Source organism: Photorhabdus hainanensis (assembly GCF_018448965.1).
Classification (GTDB): Bacteria; Pseudomonadota; Gammaproteobacteria; order Enterobacterales; family Enterobacteriaceae; genus Photorhabdus; species Photorhabdus akhurstii.
On the sequence record NZ_RCWD01000052.1, the window covers coordinates 1 to 17,241 of the forward strand.

Below are 17,241 nucleotides of genomic sequence, written 5' to 3' on the forward strand. Positions count from 1 at the left end.
TGAAATAAACTCATGAATAGAAATGCCTTTTTGGAATTGAATCTGATTTTTAGCCATTTTCATTTACCTCCACACAGACTTATTTTAAGTATACGCCTATGGGAGCTGAATTTAAGTGATAATCAGGTAAAATTTTAAAAAACTATATACCGGAGCTGGATAAAATAAGTGCTATGATTGCCGCGTCATATACTGGTGGGGGCGTGAATTTTGCGGCAATGGTTGCCAAATTGAAGCCCACTCAAGATATGACTGCATCCACGATCGTTGCTGATAATCTCATGATGGTCTGCTTTTGCATAATATTAATAACATTAGCGGGTTGGTCATTGGCAAGAAAGTTTTGGGGGAGTCCTTATTCTGATGCTATGGTAAGTGATTCCAGTTCGGATAAATCAAAATATTTTGCTGCATCTTATTGGCAACCTAAAAATATCTCTTTAAAGGATATTGCGTTATCTTTAGCATGGGCGATTTTTATTGTAGCAGTTTCATTTCAATTCTCAGCTTGGATAAAAACAATTTTACGACAGACTGGGAGTATTTATCAGGAATTGCTTTTTAGCTTGATATCAGATAAATATCTTATCTTAACAACCGTAACTTTTGCTGTGGTTTCGATATTCAAAAAAACTTTTAATAATTTAAATGGCAGTCAGGAATTGGGAACTTACGCAATTTATATATTCTTTGTTGTAATAGGTATTCCTGCTTCAATAGGTCTTATTATTAGCAATGCGCCTTTGTTATTTTTATTTGTATTCATTATAGTAATGATTAACTTATTATTAACTCTTGGTTTTGGTAAGTTATTCAAATTTAACCTTGAGGAAATTATACTTGCATGTAATGCAAATATTGGCGGCCCAACAACTGCCGCAGCGTTAGCGATTAGCCGAGGTTGGATAGGCTTGGTTGGGCCTATTATGGTTATTGGAACGGTAGGATATGTGATTGGCAACTATATTGGGACGATTGTTTATTTTATTGTTACAGAGATTTTGTGAAATTAATCATAATATTCTCAGGTTAATATTAAAAAATTATAATTTTATTTCATTAGATTATTTTATCTTCCCTCCTTTGACGACAAAGGAGGGAGCCGGGCAGCATGTAGACAAAAGTGACGGTTTTTGTGTGTACTTTACTGCCCGTAGATACTGTCTTGCTCACTGGATGGGCAAGACGTATTTTGGCATCACATCGAGTTTGTCTTCGATACCGAAGGTGGTAAACAGACTGATTAATCGCTATTCCAGAAGAAAATAATAACCCATTATATTTATGGATAAAGAAGTACTTTCTCTGCTTTAATCATTCATTTAAAACTAAAGATAATAGAGCCTGACGAGCATAAATACCATTCTCTGCCTGTTGGAAATAATAAGCATAGGGCGTTTTATCTACATCGACAGTAATTTCATCAATACGTGGCAACGGATGCAGAACTTTGAGGTTCTCTTTCGCTCCGAGCAGATCGGAGGCGCGTAGAACAAATTGTGCTTTTACGTTGGCATATTCGGATGGATCAAGGCGCTCTTTCTGTACACGAGTCATATAAAGAATATCTAGTTCCGGTAATACTTCTTCAATATTCGAGTGTTGACTATAGGTTGCACCTTTTTCATTCAGCATATGAAGAATATGGTTTGGCATTGCCAATGCTTCCGGGGCGATAAAATAAAAGTGATTGCCATTAAATTTCGCCAGCGCTTGTGATAGCGAATGGACCGTGCGGCCATATTTCAGATCACCAACCATCGCGATATTCAGACTATCCAGCCGTTGCTGAGTTTCCTGAATCGTGAACAGGTCCAACAAGGTTTGAGTCGGATGTTGGTTGGCGCCGTCACCGGCATTGATAATCGGAGTGTGACCGGAAAACTCAGAAGCCAGACGTGGGGCGCCTTCCTGTGGATGGCGTATCACGATGGCGTCAACATATTGGCTGATAACGGAAATAGTATCGGCTAGCGTTTCACCTTTCTTACCTAGGGAAGTGTTGCTGCTGTCTGAGAAACCGACAACTGAAGCGCCAAGGCGATGGATTGCTGTTTCAAAAGAGAGGCGAGTACGGGTGGAGGCTTCGAAGAAACAACTGGCGATGACCTTGGGTTTCAGCAATTCAGGTTGTGGTCTGGCTTTCAGTGCAGCAGCAGTCTGTAACACCAATTCCAGATCTTCGCGGTTCAGATCATTTATTGAGATGATATGTTTGCGATATAACGGATTAGCCATTTTTCACTCTCCTCTAATGCTGACATCCGGGGTGGCGATCATGAATCGATTACCGGGCAAAAAAAAGCCCCTCATTGAGGGGCGTTAAATGATTGGTTTAGCAACGGGAAAACAATGACGGCTAGCTGCCCTCTGTCAGGCAGTTGTGCTTGATGACAAAAATAAGCGCTGTCTTTCATGATTTCTCCCGGCAAATTGTGGCGCATTATACTCGTGAAAAATCTTACAGCAACTATTTGACCGAAGAAAAATAAGATTGGCAGGATCATATCTTTAAAGACATCATCCTGCCGATATCTCAACTAATTAAATTTTAAGATCATTTGCTAATGTTGCCACCATTACCGCTTTAATGGTATGCAGGCGATTTTCTCCTTGATCAAACACAATACTGTGCTCTGATTCAAAAACTTCATTGGTAACCTCCAGCCCTCCATACATATTAAATTCAGCCGCGAGCTGTTTGCCTAATATCGTTTCTTCATCATGAAATGCCGGCAGACAGTGCAGGAATTTTACCTGTGGATTGCCTGTCATGTTCACCACATCCATATTCACTTGATAAGGTTTCAAGAGGTTAATTCGTTGTTGCCAAACTTCTTTTGGCTCGCCCATAGAAACCCAGACATCGGTATAAAGAAAATCAGTATTTTTAACCCCTTCGGCTATATTTTCCGTCAGAGTAATTTTACCTCCTGTTTTTTCAGCCAGTTTCTGACATTCAGTAACCAGCGCGGCATTGGGCCAGTACTTTTCAGGGGCAATCAATCGAACGTCCATGCCCATTAGTGCCGCTGCTTCTAGCATGGTATTACCCATATTGTTACGGGCATCCCCCAAGTAGGCGAATTTGATTTCTGACAATGGTTTTTCTGGTTGATGTTCCTGAATAGTTAGCAGATCTGCCAGTAGCTGAGTGGGGTGAAATTCGTCTGTTAGCCCATTCCATACCGGAACACCTGCGTATTTTGCCAGTGATTCAACGATTGTCTGGGCATAGCCGCGATATTGAATACCGTCATACATACGGCCAAGTATACGAGCGGTATCTTTGATCGATTCTTTATGACCAATCTGGTTACCACTGGAGCCGAGGTAGGTGATATTTGCCCCTTGATCGTAAGCTGCCACTTCAAATGAACAGCGGGTACGGGTGGAATCTTTTTCAAAAATCAGCACGATGTTTTTGCCTGTTAACAGGGCTTTTTCTGTACCAGATTTTTTAGTCGATTTTAATTCAGCAGCTAGCTTTAGCAAGGCATGAATTTCTGCTGAGGAAAAATCAAGTAACCTTAAGAAATGACGCTGATGGAACGGATTCATTGTTTGGTGTCTCCGTATTTATTGTTTGCATTTAAATTCAATCTATATCTATAAAAATGCAATTTCAACTCCGTATTAGATTTCTTTGATGTAAACAGTGGTTAGCCCGCCTGTGGTGTGGGAGAATGAGTATTGGGACGGCCAACTGCTTGAGGATATTTGGTATGGCAAATCAAAGAGACTTAGAAGAACAACGCGAAGAAACGCGCCTTATTATTGAAGAATTACTGGAAGATGGTAGTGATCCTGATGCACTTTATGCCATTGAGCATCACTTTTCCGCTGAGGACTTTAGCCTGTTGGAAAAGGCTGCGGTTGAAGCCTTTAAACTGGGTTATGAAGTGACTGACGCGGAAGAATTGGAAGTCGAAGATGGTACGATTCTGATGTGTTGTGATGTTATCAGTGAGTGTGGATTGAATGCAGAATTGATTGATGCTCAGGTTGAACAGTTGGTAAATCTGGCTGAAAAAATTGGCATTAATTATGATGGTTGGGGCACTTACTTCGAAGATCCTGATGAGCAAGATGAAGATGATTTGCCGGAGCAGGGTGAGAGTAGACTTCATTAGTATAGTCAATATGTTAAGAATCCTGTATTAGCTCTGGTCGTGATTAATACATGTGATTCAAAACAAAATAGTCCTTATTTGCCAAAGCAAATAAGGACTATTGCATTTAATAGACTATCTTATCAAACCGTGTTCTTTGACTTTTGCAAGAATAGTTCCTCTCCTAATTTGGTTTGCCTCGGTCATTTCCCTTTTTAATTCTTGCCCTAGCTCATTAGAAACCAGATCCTTATGTTTTTCTGCTAGCTCGCTTAATTCTTCTGCGGTATGAACAACGCCGGTCACTTTCCACGCCAGTGACAGACCTTTGAAAGCCACTTTGGCTACCGGATGTGGTACGACCGCAGCGGCTGTATCCAGAGTGGCGCCGACCGCCGCACCCAGCGATGCCCCGGTAATTAGCGTATCTGTTGCGACCTCTTTTAAATCATCAGTTGCTTTTTGCAGCTCTTCCAATTTTTCTGGGGTGACGGTAGCAGTAGCCGCACCCGCCTTAAATACCTTTTTTATACCGTCGAAGGTGAGGCTAAAATTATTAATTGCGTCGGTGCCAGCGGCTTTTGTTAGCTCAGTTTTGTTTAGTTCACCTACATTGCCAGCGGCGGCGAATTCTCCGGCGGTCGCGACTAAACTTACTCCTTCTTTTATTGCTTGAGCGCCAGGGACTTGTCCCTGCGCGAGATGTTCTGCGGCTTCTTTGCGTCCCGCTACGTTATGGGCCATCTGCTTGAGCGGGTCATAGTTTGCTTTTAAAGCACCCGCTTTTTGGGTGATTTTGCTGACTTGTTGATCACCATAGGATTCAGAAGCAGGAGATGGCATCTGAGGTCTTTCAGCTTGTTGATTTTTATGTTTGTAGAGTTCGTATGCTATACCGCCAACGCCTAATGCGCCTGTTGCTACGGTTTTAAATATACGTCCATCTTCATCTATGCCAGTCATTGGATTATTTCTTACCATACGGTATAAATTCAGGCCATCTACTGTTCCAGCCGGGTCAGCGCTTAACCATCTACCGGCCCACGGTTGATAATAACGGTAGCCGTAATAGTACAGTCCTGTTGCATCACGCTCTTTGCCTGAATAACGAATGGTTTTGTAACCAGCTTCAACCTGATTTCTTGCCGCCCATATTGCGGTGCCGCCGTAGGGGTAATACTCTTCCCAACTAATAATTTCCCCGTGCATATCCAGTTCTAATTCGCTGCTGTGTGTAAGATTATCGTAGCTGTATCTGACTTGATCGTTATCTATGCCAGTGGGTTGGCCTTTTTCCCAGTGTAGAACGCGTACTTGTGCTCTTCCTGCTTGCCCGACAGCAATAACTTGCAAGTCTTCGGTGATATTGGCGCCGCTTTGAGTGGTATGTAATTCCAACCCTGGCAGGTAAGTGACTCGTTGTTGTTGTGTGGCATTGGGTGTTTGCTGTTCATTTATTTTCAATAGCCGCATTCCGTCACTGTCATAGCGGTACCATTCGCGCGCGCTGTTACCACTTTGATTCACTTGTTGTAGTTCTCCCCGTGGTGTCCAGTTTAAGGATTGCCCTGATAACAGACTGGTTTGATGACCACCTGCATCAAAGAATGCATCAACGAGATTGGGATCGTTGGTGAGGGTACTGAGGACACCGCGGTTATTGCGGTTTGAAATGGTGATATCTGTGGTGTAGTTATTGTTACTTGCCGGAGCGCTATGCCGGATTTGTGTCAGGTTGCCGCTATCGTCGTAGGTATAAGTGCGAGTATAGTTAGTATAGGTATTGTCGTCGGTAGGAAGAGGGGTAATTAAAGGAGGGAGCTGGCTTCCTTGCTGACCAATGTTAGCCATCTCGCGGCCGGTTGCTTTGATGAGTTGGTACAGAGAATCATAGGTATACGCATTTTCCGGTACTATTTTCTGATTACGCCAGAATCGGGTTGCTTCTGCATCATTACGAATACTGATCACATTGCCAACAGGATCATATTCATAACGTAAATCCTGTAGTGGTTTTGTACTATCTTTAGTCCGGCGAGTTTTAATGTTAATTAATCGTTGAGTCTCTGATTCATAGGTATATTCCGTAATAACGCCATTACCATGTTCTTCTCGTAATTTCTGTCCGGCTGCTGACCAAGTAATAGACTGTACAATAACTTTTTCGGATTGGCCTTTTAATGTTAACCAACTACCTTTCAATTGGCCCGCGACATCATAGGCCAGCCGCTGTATATTTCCTTTGGCATCGATTTGGGCTAACAGAGCACCAATGGCATCAGTTTTATTTTGAGTAGTGAATATGTTGTCATTTAATTTTGTGCGCCAACTATTTTCATCATCACCATGCCAGTCAGCTTCCAGATTGTCGGCTATTAATTGACGAGATTGCGATAAAACCGCTCCCGTCAAGGACAAACTTTCCAATTGTATCAATCCCGCCGTGTCATAATGGCGTATACATTGCCCGGCGAGATTCTGATTCTTCTCTGCATCCGTATTGTTTGCCCAAATAAGGCGTTCTGTGGTTTTCTCGTTCTTTTGTATTGACTCGGTAACAGCCAGCAAGCGGCCGGGCAAGGTATTACCTTCATAGTGATGGGTCTGACGAGCGCCAATTGCATTGATAGTCAGTACTGGGCGTCCTTCGATATCGTTTAATGTAACTGTTCGGCCGGCATCGATACTTTCTTCACGCAGCGTATTACCAGCGAGACTAAAGGTACGGGTGAAGTTTGAGCCACTCTGATTTTTATATCTATGTGGGTCCGTGCTTTTTACTTGAAATCCTTGAATATTAAATTCATAGCGAGTGATCAATTCGTTGCTATTGGTTTCATCGGCTTGAGTACGCCGATATTCCAGCGTACGGATATTCAACCTTCGATTATCTCGTATGCTGACAGAGGGAGTATTTCGGTTAATTGCAGAATTGTCACGACTCATATTGCAGCTCCTTATGCTGTTTTAGTCTGTTAGCCGGTTTAATAATGGCGACCTCAAACTTTACTATGGAATGAGAAAAATTTTTAACAGAACAGTATGATAATTTTTGAAATTGACAGTATGAGAATTAGTATTTTCATTAGTTTGGGATAGATGGTTGAATGACGAAAAATTATTTTATATTCATATAATTAAATTATTATTGAATATTGTCGGTTATATCTGAGATATTGCAGATTTGTAAACGGATATTGAATTTATGTATGGATAAGAGTTTTGGATGTTAATTATGACATTGGAAAAATTTATTCTTTTGTATATTCTCTTTGTTTGATAATAAATAAGGCTATTTTACTATTATGACTCCAATATGACAGCAGAATAGTGGTTATTTCTATTACCATCAATTCTCTTATATAAAAGAAATTTCAGATAATTATTTATATCATTTATAGTACAGATGCTGGTAAATGGTGTAAAGAGTGTTAATTTAATCGGAAATGGATATAATTGATTATTAGGATATATTCATATGATTGACATGGTTTTTTACTCTATATTAACAACTTAATGGAAAGGTCTTATATATTGATCTTAATTACGTCAATAAAATAGTATTAATTTAAAGAAGGTATTTCAAATGGCTAATGTAAGTAATATTAGGAAAATTATTAATAATACCCAAAAGAAAATCTATGTTGTGGTAGGCGAAGATAATAACAAAACGCATACTGTTAATATTAATTCTGAATGGGTAGGTGATCTCTGGGTACCGTGGATTGGGGCGCAGGATGAGAGTAAAAAGGCTATTCGTATAACGATAGATGGTGAGCCAGAAATTATTTGGTTTTTTCAAGACTTTAAAAATCCTCCAGGTAAGGATCAAATAAAGTATCATAAAGGTAAGATTTTCAGCTATAAAAATGCAAAGGATGTAGAAGGTGAAAGTTCAGGAGGAGGGAACAAAACGTTGCGTTTTTATATAGATGCTAAAAAGGTGGTGAAATTTAAACTAATTTAATTAAGGGAAAGTGCAGAATTCTGATTGTTCTCATGGATAGCGAATGCATTCAGAATTCTGTGTTAATTTTCACGACTCATATATTAAGTAGCTATTCTAAGCTATGTCATTGCTATGCAACTATTAAGAGAAAACCACCTCTTGCAAGCAGAGGCGGTTATTTTCTTATTTGGAAACATCGGTACCGAAATACTGAGTGGAAATGCGTAGATAGGTGCCATCGGCTTTGATATCGGCTAGTGCCTTATCGATAGCGGCTTGTAATTCTGGTTCGCCTTTACGGATTAGCACACCGACTGGATCGCCATTGGGTTCAGACGCGACAACTTTTACCGGTGCATTAGGTTTGTGTTTCCTAAAATCGAGATAGGACAGATTATCGTTGATAGTGGCATCGGCCCTGCCTGTAGCAACCAAATCGATGGCCTGATTAAATCCTTCGGTAGGAACGATTTCCGCACCGAAACGTTTTGCCAACCGGGCATAATTGCTGGTTAAGCTATGGCTGGAGGTTTTACCTTTCAGATCGCTAAACGTTTTTATATTGTCATTATTTTTCCGGGTGATAAGTACGGCTTTAGATATGATATACGGCGTGGAAAAGTCATATTTCTTTTGCCGTTCTGGCGTAATAGCGACCTGATTAAGTACCGCGTCATAGCGTTTAGCATCCAGCCCGGCAATAAGCCCATCCCATTTGCCTTCGGTAAACTCGGCTTTGACATTCAGACGTCGTGCGATTTCGCGGCCAATATCAATATCAAATCCAGTTAAAGCTCCTGAGGCATCGTGATAGGTAAATGGCGGGTAAGTTCCTTCGGTAGCGATTTTGAATACCCCTGTTGATTTAATATTATCAAGGCCAGACTCTGCATGTGCAGAATATGCAATGCCGAATTGAATAACACCCGCTAATAATGCGGTGAACAACGCTTTCATTTTCTTTCTCCAAACTGTTAAAAAATTTATTTGATGGTCATTAACTGATTTTTGGATCAATTACGGCAAGGTTATTTTAACGGTGGGTTATATCTCCCAATCCGGTAAAGTATTGGTTAAGGTTGAAACAAATTCCACAGTACGTTGTTTAACGGCTCGGGTGAAAATCGTTTTCGACGTTCCCGATTCGACAATTTCCCCGGATTCTAAAAATATGACGTCGTGGGCAAGATTTGCTGCCAAGCGCAGATCATGGGTAGCCATTAACATCGTGGTTCCTTCTTTAGCCAACTGCTTTAATACGGCAACAACTTCCTGCGATAATTCTGGATCAAGCGCGGAAGTTGGCTCGTCGCACAATAACACCTTGGGCGAGGGCGCCAGTGCCCGGGCAATGGCTACGCGTTGTTGCTGACCACCGGATAGCGTGGCTGGAAAGACATCGGCCTTGTGTGACATACCAACCTTTTCTAGTAATTCAAGCGCTCGCTGTTTAGCCTGTTCATGTGACCATTTCTGAACCCAGATTAACCCTTCCATAATGTTTTCAATGACCGTGAGGTGAGGGAAAAGCTGAAAGTTTTGAAATACCATGCCGGTTTGTTGGCGGATCCGTTGTATATCCTTGTGAGCAATCCGCCCTTTGCCGGTGAAAGTCATGCTTTCATTGCCGATTTGGAGCTTCCCGGCTTGGGGAATTTCTAATAAGTTGATGCAGCGTAATAGCGTACTTTTGCCGCTTCCAGATGGGCCAATCAGTGCGGTCAGGCTGCCTTCCTCAATGGTGAGATCGATTTTTGTCAGGACTTTGTGCCCGTCAAAACTTTTTTCAATGCCGGAGAGTTGGATCATCTTTTAATTCCTGTGTGTCACTCTTTTGCGAAAATTTCTTTTCCAGACGGGCTTGTAGCGATGACAACACTGAACTGATTATCAGATAAAGTATTGCCGCCTCAGTATAAAGAATGAGAGGTTGATAAGTCACCGCGGCAATACGTTGTGCGGCAAGGAAAAGCTCCGGTACGGTGATGACTGAGGCTAGTGAAGTATCTTTCACCAGTGAAATAAATGTGTTTGAGAGTGGTGGAATCGCGATTCTTGCGGCTTGAGGTAGAATGATCCGACGTAATGATTGCGTCCAGCTCATACCGATAGAATAAGCCGCTTCCCACTGTCCTTTTGGTACAGACAATAAAGTCGCGCGAATCACCTCGGAGGTATAAGCGCCAATATTCAAAGTGAAGCCAATCACCGCTGAGGTAAATGCGCCTAACGTAACGCCGACGCTAGGTAAGGCATAAAAAATAAGAAACAGTTGTACCAGCAACGGCGTGCCGCGGATCAGCCAGACGTAGAATTTGGCGACGGAAATAAGCGGTTTTGGCCCGTAAAGCCGGATGAGCGCCACGATAAAACCCAGTATGATACCGAGAGTAAAAGTAATGAGAGTTAGTGGAATAGTGAAGGTAAAGCCCGCATAAAGCATAGGCCAAAAAGAATCGAGTACTAAATTGAACCAGGAGGGTTCCATATATTTTCCCTATTGTGTGTAATATAACTATACCCGTCATCGTTCAAGTTGCCTCTTTGTTGGCTGCGCTCACTCACCCCGGTCACATAGTTACCTATTCTCCCGAGGATTCGCTCCCTTGCCGTCGCGATCCATCTTGAAATCCATAGGGTATATACATTTATAGTGATTTTTTTAAATATCATATGGCAAGCTGTCAACTTACATATATAAGATATAGTTATATCATATTGTCATTTTAGATATATAGAGTGATTTATATAAATCAATATATCTAATGTTTGATTAAAATATTTTCTGGCTGTTTAATTCAACAAGGTTAATAATAAAGTCCCCTGGACAGAGTTTGTCTTTAACTTTCAGGGAACTGTTAAGGGAATATTGCACTTATTCGGAAGGATTATCACCAAAATAGTTAGCCCAGATACGCTGATAGGTACCATCGGCTTTGATGTCAGTTATTGCTTTATCAATAGCAATTTTGAGTTCTGACTCTCCCTGACGAAGTAAAACGGCTGTCTGCCCTGCATTGGGGCTCGTTGCGGCAATTTTTACTGGTGCGTTTGGTTTGTGCTTCTTATAGTCCAGATAAGATAAGTTATCATTAATAGTGGCATCGGCTCTGCCGGTACTAACCAATTCGATTTCCTGACTAAATCCATTCGTGCCGATAATTTCTGCGCCGTTATCTCTGGCTATTTGAGCGAAGTTGTTGGTTAAAGTATGTGCTGAGGTTCTGCCTTGTAAGTCGCTGAATGTTCTTATGTTATTGTTATCTTTATTAATGATAAGTACCGCTTGCGATGTGATATAGGGGATGGAGAAGTCATATTTTTTCTTGCGCTCAGGTGTAATCGCAATTTGGTTAATTACCGCATCAGAACGTCCCGCATCTAACCCGGCAATCAGTCCGTCCCATTTTCCCTCAATAAATGTTGGTTTGACATTCAATCGGCGTGCAATTTCACGGCCAATGTCGACGTCGAAGCCAGTTAAAGTACCGGAGGCATCGTGATAAGTGAATGGTGGATAAGCTCCTTCCGTCGCTATTCTGAATGTGCCGGTGGATTTAATCTTATCAAGGGTTGATTCTGCATTAGCGGAATGTACGAGGCCAAATTGGATAGTACTTGCCAATAATAGGGTAAGAATTGTTCTCATTCTATTTCTCCGGGTTGTTATAAATGAGTAAATTAATTTATTGCTACCTTGATAGTGCTTAATGAAATAAATTATTCATAATAATAAATAATTGAATATTAAATTAGACTAAAATTGCATTATTGTTTACCTTTTTGCTTGTAATAATGTATTTATATGATTTTATTCTTTCTATAATATGCTAACTATAATGATTTATATATAAAATAAAATTATATCATATTGTCATTTCAGATATATAAATTTAAAAATTAATATTCACTCATGTTAAGGAAATAGGTATGGTTATTTTCAATGTTCTTGATGGTATTGATATAGAATAGATTCAATTTACATCTTATTATTAATTTTATCGTTTACTATTTAAATTAAAAAGCCACTGACAATGAATTGCAGTGGCTTTGGTGAGAATTTACTTTTTGAAAAGATTACAACGCGGTAATCGTTTCTTTTTGAGTCAGCAGCTTCTCTTTTGATGTATTGCAGCTTGCCAGACGTTCACGCTCTTTGGCGACAACAGCTTCGGGCGCACGGCTGACGAAACCTTCGTTTGATAGCTTGCCTTCAATGCTGCCAATCTCTTTATCCAGTTTCTCAATCTCTTTATTCAAACGGCTTAGTTCAGCCTCTTTATCCACTAAGCCAGCCATTGGAATTAATACTTCTGCGCCATTAATCAGTTTAGTGACAGAAATCGGCGCTTCTTCACCCGCAGACAGAAGCGTGACAGAAGATAATCGGCCCATTGCCTGAATAAAATTCAGGTTTTCCGCTACACGGCGTTGTGCATCAGCATCGGCATTACGTAGCAGAACTTCCAGTGGCTTGCCTGGTGCGATATTCATTTCAGCACGGATATTACGTACTGCAATAATCGCATCCTTAATCCATTCCAAATCGTTCAGCGCCAACTCATCAGTTTTCGCTAGATCAAATTCAGGGAATGGTTGCAGCATAATGGTATCTGCTTCAATTCCTTTAACCACTTTCACCCGTTGCCAGATGGTTTCAGTGATAAATGGAATAATTGGGTGAGCCAGGCGCAATAATCCTTCCAGAACCTCGATCAGAGTATGACGGGCGCCACGAACTTCTGCCTCTGAACCTTTGTTAATTGCCGGTTTAGAAAGCTCCAGATACCAGTCACAGAACTGGTTCCAGGTGAATTCATAAAGAATATTGGCAGCCATATCAAAACGATATGTATCCAGTGCTTCACGGTAAGCTTTTACTGTCTGGTTAAATTCAGCCAGAATCCAACGATCAGCCAGTGATAGCGCCATTTCACCGCCATTTTGGCCGCAATCCTGACCTTCTGTATTCATTAGAACAAAGCGGCTGGCATTCCACAATTTGTTACAGAAATTACGGTAACCTTGCAGGCGCTTCATATCCCAGTTGATATCACGACCTGTTGAGGCCAGCGCTGCTAACGTAAAGCGTAGGGCATCGGTACCATGCGCTTCGATACCTGCCGGGAACTGCTTCTCGGTACGTTTGCGGATTTTTTCGGCCAACTGTGGCTGCATCATATTGCCAGTACGTTTTTCTAGCAGATCTTCCAGAGAAATACCGTCAACCATGTCCAGTGGGTCAATGACATTCCCTTTGGATTTGGACATCTTCTGACCTTCTTCATCCCGGATAAGACCGGTCATGTAGACAGTCTTAAAGGGAACCTGAGGTTTGCCATTTTCATCTTTGATGAAATGCATGGTCATCATGATCATGCGAGCAATCCAGAAAAAGATGATATCAAAACCGCTCACCAACACATCGGTTGGGTGGAAAGTTTTCAACGCCTCGGTTTGTTCAGGCCAGCCAAGGGTAGAGAAAGTCCATAAACCGGAAGAGAACCAAGTATCCAGTACATCTTCATCTTGGTTTAAAGCGATGTCTGCGCCCAGATTGTTTTCACGGCGGACTTCTTCTTCACTGCGACCAACATAAACATTCCCGTTGGCGTCATACCATGCCGGAATACGGTGGCCCCACCATAATTGGCGAGAGATACACCAATCCTGAATATCGCGCATCCAGGAGTAATACATATTTTCATACTGCTTAGGTACAAACTGGATATCGCCATTTTCAACGGCTTCGATAGCCACTTTCGCCAGAGGCGCGGTACGGACATACCATTGATCAGTCAGCATGGGTTCAATAACCACTCCGCCTCGGTCGCCATAAGGAACGGTCAGATCATGAGGTTTAATTTCAACCAGCAGGCCCAGTTTTTCGAACTCAGTAACCATCGCTTTACGAGCTGCAAAACGTTCCATGCCTTGGTATTCAACCGGAATATCAGAGCTGTAAGCATCAGAAATTTCGCCATTGGTATCGAAAACTTCGGCTGCATGACGGATGTTGCCATCAAGGGTCATGATATTGATCATCGGCAGGGCATGGCGCTTACCGACTTCATAGTCATTGAAGTCATGGGCTGGTGTGATTTTCACGCAACCGGTGCCTTTTTCCATATCCGCGTGTTCATCACCGACAATAGGAATGCGGCGGTTAACTAATGGCAGAATAATCTCTTTGCCGATTAAATCCTTGTAACGCGGATCTTCCGGGTTAACTGCCACGCCGGTATCGCCTAGCATCGTTTCAGGCCGGGTAGTTGCAACGATTAGATAATCTTTCCCTTCCGCGGTTGTGACACCATCGGCCAATGGATAACGCAGATGCCACATAGAACCTTTAACTTCACGGTTCTCAACTTCCAGATCGGAAATTGCAGTGTGTAATTTCGGGTCCCAGTTAACTAAGCGTTTACCGCGATAAATGAGATTTTCTTGATACAGACGGACAAAGGCTTCTTTTACGGCGTTGGACAGACCTTCATCCATAGTGAAACGCTCGCGCTCCCAGTCAACGGAGTTACCCAGACGACGCATCTGATTGGTAATCGTGCCGCCGGATTCTGCTTTCCACTGCCAGATCTTATTGATAAACGCATCACGGCCATAATCGTGGCGGGTTTTGCCTTCTTCTGCTGCGATCTTGCGTTCAACCACCATTTGAGTAGCAATACCTGCGTGGTCAGTACCGGACTGCCACAACGTATTTTTACCCTGCATCCGCTGATAGCGGATCATGGTATCCATAATGGTTTGCTGAAACGCATGGCCCATATGTAGGCTGCCGGTCACGTTTGGCGGCGGGATAACAATACAGAAACTCTCACGGCTGGTATCGCCGTTCGGCTTGAAGTAACCACTTTTCTCCCAATGGTTATAAAGAGGCTGTTCAATTTCTTTAGGATTGTACGTTTTATCGAGAGATGGCTCGGCTTGCGTTTGAGTTGCGGGTGTTTTTTCCATTTTATCTTGATACTTAGTATGTTGGCGGCGTTGCCGTGGTCAAATTAAAGCCGACGCTGCGATATGATTTATATCGTTCACGCGCTAACTGTTTCAAATTTTCATCTATAGGAACGAAGTCTATCACTTCATGGAAAGCGGTGGCAAAGTCTGCAAATTGCGGCAACAGATTTATTAAGATATCACGAGGGGCATTTCCCCGTTTTTGCGGCCAACATAACTCAACCGGCGCACCATATCTTGGCCCTTCACCAGCAAGATTATGTGGGACGAACTGATGAGGCTCCCGTTGCCATAAGGCTTCATCTAACTTTTCTGCCTGTAGCTGGTTTTCACAGGCAATTAGCACCCGTTTTCCTGCTCGCCATTGGTCAGCCGCAAATTGACATGCCAGCCATTCGTGAGCTTGCAAATCTGCCTGAGGTGATGGCTGTTCCAGTAAATAAAACGTGGCACTTTTCATAATGTCTCTGTTACGGAGAAAGGGCATTGTTAAATGCCCTTTTGATAAACTAAGAGAGGAATCAAATCAATCGTCGTTATTGATACCGGCACTTCCCGCCCGATTTAACAGGAATTGTGACAGCAGTGCAACCGGGCGACCTGTTGCGCCTTTTGCTTTACCTGAACGCCAGGCCGTACCCGCGATATCCAGATGCGCCCAGTGATATTTTGTTGCGAAGCGAGACAGGAAACAGGCTGCGGTAATCGCACCACCCGCACTGCCGCCGGTATTCGCCAGATCGGCAAAGTTAGAATCGATTTGCTCGAGGAACTCGTCAGTCATTGGCAGACGCCATGCGCGATCACCGGATTGTTCTGAGGCATTGAGTAACTCATGGGCCAGTGGATTATGGTTGGATAACAATCCACTGTAATGGTTACCAAGCGCCGTTATGCAAGCCCCGGTTAGTGTAGCGATATCAATGACCAATTCTGGATCAAAACGTTCAACGTAAGTTAACGCATCGCACAGAACCAGACGGCCTTCGGCATCGGTGTTGAGTACTTCGACAGTCTGACCAGATAGGGTGGTTAAAATATCTCCAGGTCGGTAAGCGCGACCCCCTGGCATATTCTCGCAGCCTGCCATGACGCCGATGACATTGAGTGGTAATTGTAGCTCAGAAACCACACGCATTACGCCATAAACCGTTGCCGCTCCACACATATCATATTTCATCTCATCCATGCCGCCAGCAGATTTGATTGAAATACCGCCGGAGTCAAAAGTCAGGCCCTTGCCAACCAGAATGATGGGTTTGGCATTTTTATCAGAACTGCCTTTATATTCCATGACTGACATCAGAGATTCATTCTGAGAGCCTTGACCAACCGCCAGATAGGCATGCATGCCTAGCTCTTTCATCTGCTCTTCACCAATCACTTTTGTTGTAATATGGCTATTGGCAGAATCTGCGAGCTGGCGTGCCTGAGAAGCCAGATAAGCTGCATTACAGATATTGGGTGGCATGTTACCAAGATCTTTGGTCGCTTTGATACCGGCAGCAATGGCAAGGCCGTGTTGGATTGCACGTTCACCGCTGGTTAGCTCCCGACGGGTCGGAACATTGAAAACCATCTTACGCAGTGGGCGGCGCAACTCATTTTTATTACTTTTTAGCTGGTTGAAAACATAGAGAGACTCTTTCGCTGTTTCCACCGCTTGGCGTACCTTCCAATAATTATTGCGGCCTTTAACATGCAGTTCTGTTAAGAAGCAAACTGCTTCCATTGAACCCGTTTCATTGAGGGTATTGATAGTTTTCTGAATAATCTGTTTATACTGGCGTTCATCCAATTCGCGCTCTTTACCACAGCCGATAAGCAGAATACGCTCAGATAACACATTGGGAACATGATGCAGCAGCAGTGATTGACCAACTTTGCCTTCTAGTTCACCGCGACGCAGCAATGCACTGATGTAACCGTCACTTATTTTATCGAGTTGTTCAGCGATAGAGGAAAGGCGACGAGGTTCGAAAACGCCGACAATGATACATGCACTACGTTGTTTCTCCGGGCTACCGCTTTTTACACTAAACTCCATGCGTTCTCCTGAATCTTAAAGACAAAGACGGATGCTATCGCTAAAATATAGCGTTCCGCATTAATCTACCCCATAGAAAATTAACTATTTATGTTAAGCTAAACCCACTATTTGTTATTGTTTAGCTAACTATATAAGTATGTTCTGATTGGGAA

General features: G+C 42.5%; 13 protein-coding genes. 3 read left to right on the plus strand and 10 right to left on the minus strand.

Going from position 1 to position 17,241, the window contains the following annotated elements; genetic code table 11:
- The first annotated feature begins 146 nt into the window (after positions 1–146).
- Complete coding sequence (locus EAE92_RS21830) at positions 147–1,007, plus strand: DUF819 family protein (RefSeq protein ID WP_339959417.1); 861 nt, start codon at positions 147–149, stop codon at positions 1,005–1,007.
- Positions 1,008–1,314: 307 nt separating this feature from the next.
- Here the strand turns inward: EAE92_RS21830 and pyrB are convergent, their stop codons facing one another.
- Positions 1,315–2,238 carry an aspartate carbamoyltransferase gene (gene pyrB / locus EAE92_RS21835; protein WP_214069580.1) on the minus strand — a complete coding sequence of 308 codons (924 nt, stop codon included), beginning with the start codon at positions 2,236–2,238 and terminating at the stop codon, positions 1,315–1,317.
- A 306-nt stretch (positions 2,239–2,544) separates the two neighbouring features.
- Positions 2,545–3,561 (minus strand): ornithine carbamoyltransferase, encoded by a 1,017-nt coding sequence (argF, locus tag EAE92_RS21845; RefSeq protein WP_036782473.1) that lies wholly within the window; start codon positions 3,559–3,561, stop codon positions 2,545–2,547.
- Between the two features lie 164 nt (positions 3,562–3,725).
- Between argF and rraB the strand changes: the two genes are divergently transcribed.
- The gene (rraB, locus tag EAE92_RS21850) at positions 3,726–4,133 is read left to right on the plus strand and encodes a ribonuclease E inhibitor RraB (RefSeq protein WP_011148570.1); all 408 of its coding nucleotides are present in this window, start codon (positions 3,726–3,728) and stop codon (positions 4,131–4,133) included.
- A 114-nt stretch (positions 4,134–4,247) separates the two neighbouring features.
- Here rraB and EAE92_RS21855 read toward each other — a convergent pair whose 3' ends face one another.
- Positions 4,248–7,058, minus strand: a complete 2,811-nt coding sequence (locus EAE92_RS21855) for an RHS repeat domain-containing protein (protein ID WP_214069582.1) — start codon at positions 7,056–7,058, stop codon at positions 4,248–4,250.
- Positions 7,059–7,698: 640 nt separating this feature from the next.
- Between EAE92_RS21855 and EAE92_RS21860 the strand changes: the two genes are divergently transcribed.
- Complete coding sequence (locus tag EAE92_RS21860; RefSeq protein WP_044467104.1) at positions 7,699–8,079, plus strand: hypothetical protein; 381 nt, start codon at positions 7,699–7,701, stop codon at positions 8,077–8,079.
- A 165-nt stretch (positions 8,080–8,244) separates the two neighbouring features.
- On the opposite strand, the gene EAE92_RS21865 is transcribed toward EAE92_RS21860, so the two are convergent.
- The 7 genes from EAE92_RS21865 to pepA form a co-directional block, all read right to left on the minus strand.
- On the minus strand, positions 8,245–9,018 hold the full coding sequence (locus EAE92_RS21865) for an amino acid ABC transporter substrate-binding protein (protein ID WP_214069583.1): 774 nt from the start codon (positions 9,016–9,018) through the stop codon (positions 8,245–8,247).
- Positions 9,019–9,105: 87 nt separating this feature from the next.
- Positions 9,106–9,870 carry an amino acid ABC transporter ATP-binding protein gene (locus tag EAE92_RS21870; RefSeq protein ID WP_036810194.1) on the minus strand — a complete coding sequence of 255 codons (765 nt, stop codon included), beginning with the start codon at positions 9,868–9,870 and terminating at the stop codon, positions 9,106–9,108.
- Positions 9,848–10,549: an amino acid ABC transporter permease gene (locus tag EAE92_RS21875; protein WP_214069584.1), complete on the minus strand. Its 702-nt coding sequence runs from the start codon at positions 10,547–10,549 to the stop codon at positions 9,848–9,850. Before EAE92_RS21875 ends, EAE92_RS21870 begins: the two co-directional genes overlap by 23 nt.
- 387 nt (positions 10,550–10,936) lie before the next feature.
- Positions 10,937–11,710, minus strand: a complete 774-nt coding sequence (locus EAE92_RS21880; protein WP_214069585.1) for an amino acid ABC transporter substrate-binding protein — start codon at positions 11,708–11,710, stop codon at positions 10,937–10,939.
- Between the two features lie 428 nt (positions 11,711–12,138).
- Complete coding sequence (locus EAE92_RS21885) at positions 12,139–15,036, minus strand: valine--tRNA ligase (protein WP_214069586.1); 2,898 nt, start codon at positions 15,034–15,036, stop codon at positions 12,139–12,141.
- Between the two features lie 13 nt (positions 15,037–15,049).
- The gene (locus EAE92_RS21890; RefSeq protein ID WP_036782450.1) at positions 15,050–15,499 is read right to left on the minus strand and encodes a DNA polymerase III subunit chi; all 450 of its coding nucleotides are present in this window, start codon (positions 15,497–15,499) and stop codon (positions 15,050–15,052) included.
- Between the two features lie 66 nt (positions 15,500–15,565).
- Positions 15,566–17,086 (minus strand): leucyl aminopeptidase, encoded by a 1,521-nt coding sequence (gene pepA / locus EAE92_RS21895; protein WP_036782446.1) that lies wholly within the window; start codon positions 17,084–17,086, stop codon positions 15,566–15,568.
- Between the last annotated feature and the right edge of the window lie 155 nt (positions 17,087–17,241).